Origin of the sequence: Streptomyces panacea (genome assembly GCF_040560175.1) — a bacterium.
Classification (GTDB): Bacteria; Actinomycetota; Actinomycetes; order Streptomycetales; family Streptomycetaceae; genus Streptomyces; species Streptomyces panacea.
The window spans coordinates 1-6,136 of record NZ_JARJHW010000285.1 but is presented as its reverse complement, the minus strand read 5'-3'; the positions used below and the strand labels follow the sequence as shown (position 1 = coordinate 6,136).

General features: G+C 70.8%; 5 protein-coding genes. 2 read left to right on the top strand and 3 right to left on the bottom strand.

All coding sequences use genetic code 11. The features are described from left to right. Positions 1-227 (bottom strand): hypothetical protein (locus P3L51_RS34510; RefSeq protein ID WP_354609312.1); only part of this gene is annotated, 227 nt, incomplete at its 3' end. A 235-nt stretch (positions 228-462) separates the two neighbouring features. On the opposite strand from P3L51_RS34510, the gene P3L51_RS34505 reads away from it, so the two are divergent. Next, complete coding sequence (locus tag P3L51_RS34505) at positions 463-2,451, top strand: acetoacetate--CoA ligase (protein ID WP_354609311.1); 1,989 nt, start codon at positions 463-465, stop codon at positions 2,449-2,451. Positions 2,452-2,519: 68 nt separating this feature from the next. Continuing rightward, on the top strand, positions 2,520-3,497 hold the full coding sequence (locus P3L51_RS34500) for a DUF8829 domain-containing protein (protein ID WP_354609310.1): 978 nt from the start codon (positions 2,520-2,522) through the stop codon (positions 3,495-3,497). Between the two features lie 55 nt (positions 3,498-3,552). Here the strand turns inward: P3L51_RS34500 and ptsP are convergent, their stop codons facing one another. Together ptsP and P3L51_RS34490 are read right to left on the bottom strand one after the other, a co-directional pair. After that, complete coding sequence (gene ptsP, locus P3L51_RS34495; RefSeq protein ID WP_354609309.1) at positions 3,553-5,223, bottom strand: phosphoenolpyruvate--protein phosphotransferase; 1,671 nt, start codon at positions 5,221-5,223, stop codon at positions 3,553-3,555. A gap of 102 nt (positions 5,224-5,325) precedes the next feature. Then, entirely contained in the window at positions 5,326-5,775 is a 450-nt protein-coding gene (locus tag P3L51_RS34490; protein WP_354609308.1) for a PTS sugar transporter subunit IIA, read from the bottom strand. Positions 5,776-6,136: the final 361 nt, after the last annotated feature.

Below are 6,136 nucleotides of genomic sequence, written 5' to 3'. Positions count from 1 at the left end.
CCCACCGCCACCCACACCCGCAGCTCGGCCCGCGCGAACCGGACGATCCCGCCCCCCGCCAACGGCTCCGCACCGCGCACAGGTCCGGGCACCCTGGCCCGCTCCGCGCCCCGCGCCGGCAGATCCCGCTCGTCCGTACGCCGACGGCGCCAGGCCGACCGCACCGTCCGCATCCCCCGTACCGAACCGGCATCTTTCATCGAGCGCAGCAGTTCACGACCGTCCATGCTGCTCAGCCTGCCATCCGGCGGAGACCGAACCGGCCGCGTTCAACTCCCGTTCACCCGTGGTGCGGCCACATGTCGCCCACGCCCCGTCCAGGCGCGTCGGCGGGCGTCAGCGGGAGTCTGTCTGGTGCGAAGGACGATCACATGGCATCGTCCGTGGGAGCCGGGGCGCACCTCCACACGCGTGCGCGCGCCCCACGCACACCACGCGTCGAGCCACCCCGGGAGCCCCCGCATGACCTCAGCAGCCAGCCCAGCGCCACTGTGGCAGCCGGACGCCGACCGGATCGCGGCGGCCCACGTGACCAAGTTCCAGGCATGGGCGGCCGGGCGGTACGGGGCCCCCGCCGACGGCGGCTACGCGGCGCTGCACCACTGGTCGGTCACGGAGCTCGAAACGTTCTGGACGGCCGTCGCCGACTGGTTCGACGTACGGTTCTCCACCCCGTACGAACGCGTACTCGGCTCACGCGCCATGCCCGGCGCCGAGTGGTTCCCCGGCGCCACCCTCAACTACGCCGAGCACGCCCTGCGCACCGCCGACGACCCGGCGCGCGCCGACGAACCCGCGCTCCTGCACGTGGACGAGACCCAGGAACCCACGCCCGTCAGCTGGGCGGAACTGCGCCGCCAGGTGGGCTCACTCGCCGCCGAGCTGCGCGCCCTCGGCGTACGCCCCGGCGACCGTGTCAGCGGCTACGTCCCGAACGTCCCGCAGGCCGTCGTCGCCTTCCTCGCCGCCGCCGCCGTGGGAGCCGTCTGGACCTCCTGCGCACCGGACTTCGGCGCCCGCAGCGTCCTCGACCGCTTCCAGCAGATCGAGCCCGTCGTCCTGTTCGCCGTCGACGGCTACCGCTACGGCGGCAAGGAACACGACCGCACCGCGACCGTCGCCGAACTCCGCGCCGAACTGCCCACCCTGCGCGCCGTCGTGCACATCCCCCTCCTCGGCAACCCCGCCCCCGAGGGCGCGCTCGACTGGTCCGCCCTCACCTCCGCCGACAAGGAACCGGTCTTCGAGCAGGTCCCGTTCGCCCACCCCCTCTGGGTCCTGTACTCCTCCGGCACCACCGGCCTCCCCAAGGCCATCGTCCAGTCCCAGGGCGGCATCCTCCTCGAACACTTCAAGCAGCTCGGCCTCCACTGCGACCTCGGCCCCGACGACCGCTTCTTCTGGTACACCTCCACCGGCTGGATGATGTGGAACTTCCTCGTCTCCGGCCTGCTCACGGGAACGACGATCGTCCTGTACGACGGCAGCCCCGGCTACCCCGACACCGGAGCCCAGTGGGGCGTCGCCGAGCGGACCGGAGCCACCCTCTTCGGCACCTCGGCCGCATACGTGATGGCCTGCGGCAAGGCGGACGTGCATCCCGCCCGCGACCACGACCTGTCCAAGATCGCCTGTGTCGCCACCACCGGCTCGCCCCTGCCGCCCGACGGATTCCGCTGGCTCCACGACGAGGTCGCCGACGACCTGTGGATCGCCTCCGTCAGCGGCGGCACCGACGTCTGCACCTGCTTCGCCGGAGCCGTCCCCACGCTCCCCGTCCACATCGGCGAACTCCAGGCGCCCTGCCTCGGCACCGACCTCCAGGCCTGGGACCCGCAGGGCGAACCGGTCATCGACGAGGTCGGTGAACTCGTCGTCACCAACCCCATGCCGTCGATGCCCGTCAGGTTCTGGAACGACCCGGACGGCAGCCGCTACCACGACAGTTACTTCGACATGTACCCCGGCGTCTGGCGGCACGGAGACTGGATCACCCTCACCGACCGAGGCTCGGTCGTCATCCACGGCCGGTCCGACTCGACCCTCAACCGCCAAGGCGTACGGATGGGTTCGGCCGACATCTACGAAGCCGTGGAACGCCTCCCCGAAATCCGCGAATCCCTCGTCATCGGCCTCGAAGAACCGGACGGCGGCTACTGGATGCCACTCTTCGTCCACCTCGCCGAAGGCGCCGTACTCGACGACACCCTGCGTGCCCGGATCAAGGCCACCATCCGCCAGGAACTCTCGCCGCGCCACGTCCCGGACACGATCATCGAGATCCCGGCCGTCCCCCACACCCTCACCGGCAAGCGGATCGAAGTCCCGGTGAAGCGCCTGCTCCAGGGCACGGAGCTGGCCAAGGCGGTGAACCCCGGCTCGGTCGACAACCTCGAACTGCTGCACTTCTACGAGTCCCTGGCCCGGGAGCGTCGCGAGGCACGAGGCTAGCCGGGCCTCATTGTCAGACCCCCCGATTACTCTGAGTGAGCAGTGATCGACAGTGCTCAGGGGGAGTCATGGCGCACACCAATCGAAAGAACACCAACCGCAAGGACCGCGGCACCACCGGACGGACCGAACGGCCCGGACGGACGGGCCCGGCGGCCACGTCGAGGCGCGCACGGGGCGAACGGCGCGCGCTGCGCCGCGACGTGCCGTGCACCGTCGGGCTGCTCGCCGACGAGCAGGACCTCGCCGCCATGCGGCGCTACCGCAGCTTCACCTTCGACGACCACCGGAGGTACCTGCGACAGATCGACGGACTGCTCCGCACCCTCGCCACCGAGGGAGCGCACACCGCGGTCGCGCTCTTCGACCCGGAGGAGTTCGCCGAGTACTGCGCGGAGACCGGGCTCGACCCGGACACCGCCGTCAGCCGCAGCCGCTTCACGGCACGTATCGCGGCGACGGGCGGCGCCGTCGTCCCCTACACCGGACAGCCCGTCGAACGCCTCGTCACCAAGCTGGTGAACACCGCTGTCCGCAGGGCCACTTGGGAGTACGCCACGATGGTCCTCGCCGATCTGGGGGACTGCGCCGACTGCGGCGTGGACATCGGACGCGCCTCGTTCGACCGCGCCTCACGGCTCCTGACGCAGCTGATCGAGCGGGCCGGACCGGGCACGCACCACCTCGTCTGCAGCGTCCCGGCCCCGGACGAGCAACTCCTCGCGGCCCTCCATGTGGAACGGCCCGGCACCGGACCTGCCCTGCTCGACGCGTCCGAGAGCGCGGAGTTCGTGACCGTCCTCGCGGCGGGCATCGCACTCGACAGCCACGGGGGAGTCGTGCTCCGTACGACAGGGCCCGGCGCCCCTGACCGGCTCCACGGCTGGCGGCTCAGGGGCAGCGGCCTCGCACCGCTCAGCGAGGGTCAGGTCTTCAGCGCCTACTGCACCGACGCGGACACCGGCGAACCGCTCTCCCCGGAGCCGGGGGTGGAGTACCGCGCGGGCTTCGACCTCGGCATCGGCGACGCCGACATCCACCGCTGAAACGCGAGGAGCTTCCCGCCGCGGTGCGACGGGAAGCTCCTCGAACGCGGACCGGTCACTCGCCGGACAACACCGCCCGGGCGGCCGACCGCGCACCCTCGGCGGTGTCCGCCGCGCGCGCGGCGGAGGCGGCACGCTCGCACTGCGCCAGGGAGTACTTCGCCAGCGTCGCCCGTACGTAGGGGATCGACGCGGCGCCCATCGACAGCGACGTCACACCGAGCCCGGTGAGCACACACGCCAGCAGCGGATCGGAGGCCGCCTCACCACACACGCCACAGCTCTTGCCCTCGGCCGCGGCGGCGTCCGCCGCCATCGCCACCAGATCCAGCAGCGCGGGCTGCCACGGGTCCTGCCATCGCGCCACCGCACCCACCTGGCGGTCGGCGGCGAAGGTGTACTGCGCGAGATCGTTGGTCCCCAACGAAAGGAACTCGACCTCCTGAAGCACCGAGCGCGCCCGCAGAGCTGCCGACGGAATCTCCACCATCGCCCCGAACTTGGCGTTCAGCCCCGCCTCGCGACACGCGTCGGCGAACGCCTTGGCGTCGGTGCGGTCGGCCACCATCGGCGCCATGACCTCCAGATACACCGGCAGACCCTCGGCGGCCTTCGACAGTGCGGTGAGCTGGGTCCGCAGTACGTCCGGGTGCTCCAGCAGACTCCGCAGCCCACGCACACCGAGCGCCGGATTCGGCTCGTCGGCCGGGGTCAGGAAGTCCAGCGGCTTGTCGGCGCCCGCGTCCAACACCCGTACGACCACCCGGCCTTCGGGGAACGCCTCCAGCACCTGGCGGTAGACCGCGACCTGCTTCTCCTCCGACGGCGCCCGCTCGCTGTCGTCGAGGAACAGGAACTCGGTACGGAACAGCCCCACACCCTCGGCACCCGCCTCGACGGCCGCCGGCACATCGGCGGGACCACCGACGTTCGCCAGCAGCGGCACCTTGTGCCCGTCGGACGTCGCACCCGGCCCGGAGGAGGCCGCCAGCGCGGCCCGCCGCGCCGCGGCGGACTTCTCAAGCTCGGCACGCTTGTCGGCACTCGGCTCGACGAAGACCTCACCGGTACTGCCGTCGACGGCGACCATCGTGCCCTCGGCCAGCTCACCGGCACCGGGCAGCGCCACCACGGCGGGCACCCCCAGCTGACGCGCGAGGATCGCGCTGTGACTGGTCGGCCCGCCCTCCTCGGTCACGAAACCGAGCACCAGCGTCGGATCGAGCAGCGCCGTGTCGGCGGGAGCCAGGTCACGCGCGATCAGTACGTACGGCTCGTCGCTGTCGGGCACACCGGGCATCGGCACCCCGAGCAGCCGCGCCACGATCCGGTTCCGCACGTCGTCCAGGTCGGCGACCCGGCCCGCCAGATACTCACCGGCGCTCGCGAGCAGCGCCCGGTAGGACGCGAACGCGTCGTACACGGCACGCTCCGCGGTGCTCCCGACGGCGATACGCCGGTCCACGTCGGACATGAGCTCCGGGTCCTGGGCCATCATGGCCTGTGCTTCGAGCACCCCCTGTGCCTCACCGCCGGCCAGATTGCCCCGGGCGATCAGGTCGGCGGCCACGGCCTCGACGGCCTGGCGGGCACGCCCCTGTTCGCGCTCGGCCTCCTCGGTCGGAATCTGCTTGGCCGGCGGTTCGAGAACCGCTGTACCCATGTGCCGAACCTCGCCGATAGCCACCCCGTGGCTGACGCCGACGCCTCGCAGCGTTGTCTGCATTGCACCCGTCTCCGGTTGTGCGGCGACCGACCGGATCGCCGCGGTTGATGAACTGACCGCCGGTCATGACGGCCGGCGGCCGTGACGGCTATGTCGCGGAGGTCACTGCCAGCCGAAGAGCGCGTCGCCGGACTTCACTTCGCCGTCCTGGACGACGTCGGACAGCGCTTCGACGCTCGCGTCCAGCGCCACCACCGGGCACACCGGAGACTTCCCGGCGGCCTCGACATCGACGGGGTTCCACCGCACGACGCCCTGCCCCCGCGTCACGGTGTCCCCCTTGTTCACGAGGAGTTCGAACCCGGCGCCGTTCAGCTGGACGGTGTCGATGCCGAGGTGGGTCAGCACCCCGTGCCCCTCGGAGTCGAGGACGACGAAAGCGTGCGGATGCAGGGAGACGACGATGCCGTCGATCGGCGCGACGGCCTCGGACGGCTCGCGTACGGGATCGATCGCGGTACCGGGACCCACCATCGCGTCGGAGAACACCGGGTCCGGTACAGCCGCGAGTCCGATGGCGCGTCCAGCAAGTGGGGACGTCACGCTGGTCATGGGGAGCCTCCCAGGGGGCGGAGATTCGTCTGCCGTCGTCACTACCTGTCATGGACGACGTACCGTTCAGAAGCGTAAGTCATATGAAGTGACGGTTCCGCCCGAGAGCTGCCAGTTGGCGGGTCCCCCGACGTACCGAAAACGATTTGCCTGCCCCCGGGGCGGCATGTACTGTCGTACTCCTGCCTGGCCCTTAACCGACTTCGAGTCGGCGGTCGGCAGCACCCATCAAGTCACAAACTCTCTCGGATACGGCTTCCGCATGCCTGCGGAAGAGATGGTCAGGGAAAGCGAAAAGGCCTGATACTGTTTGAAACGTAAGGCCGAAGGGAAGCCCGGAGGAAAGCCCGAGAGGGTGAGT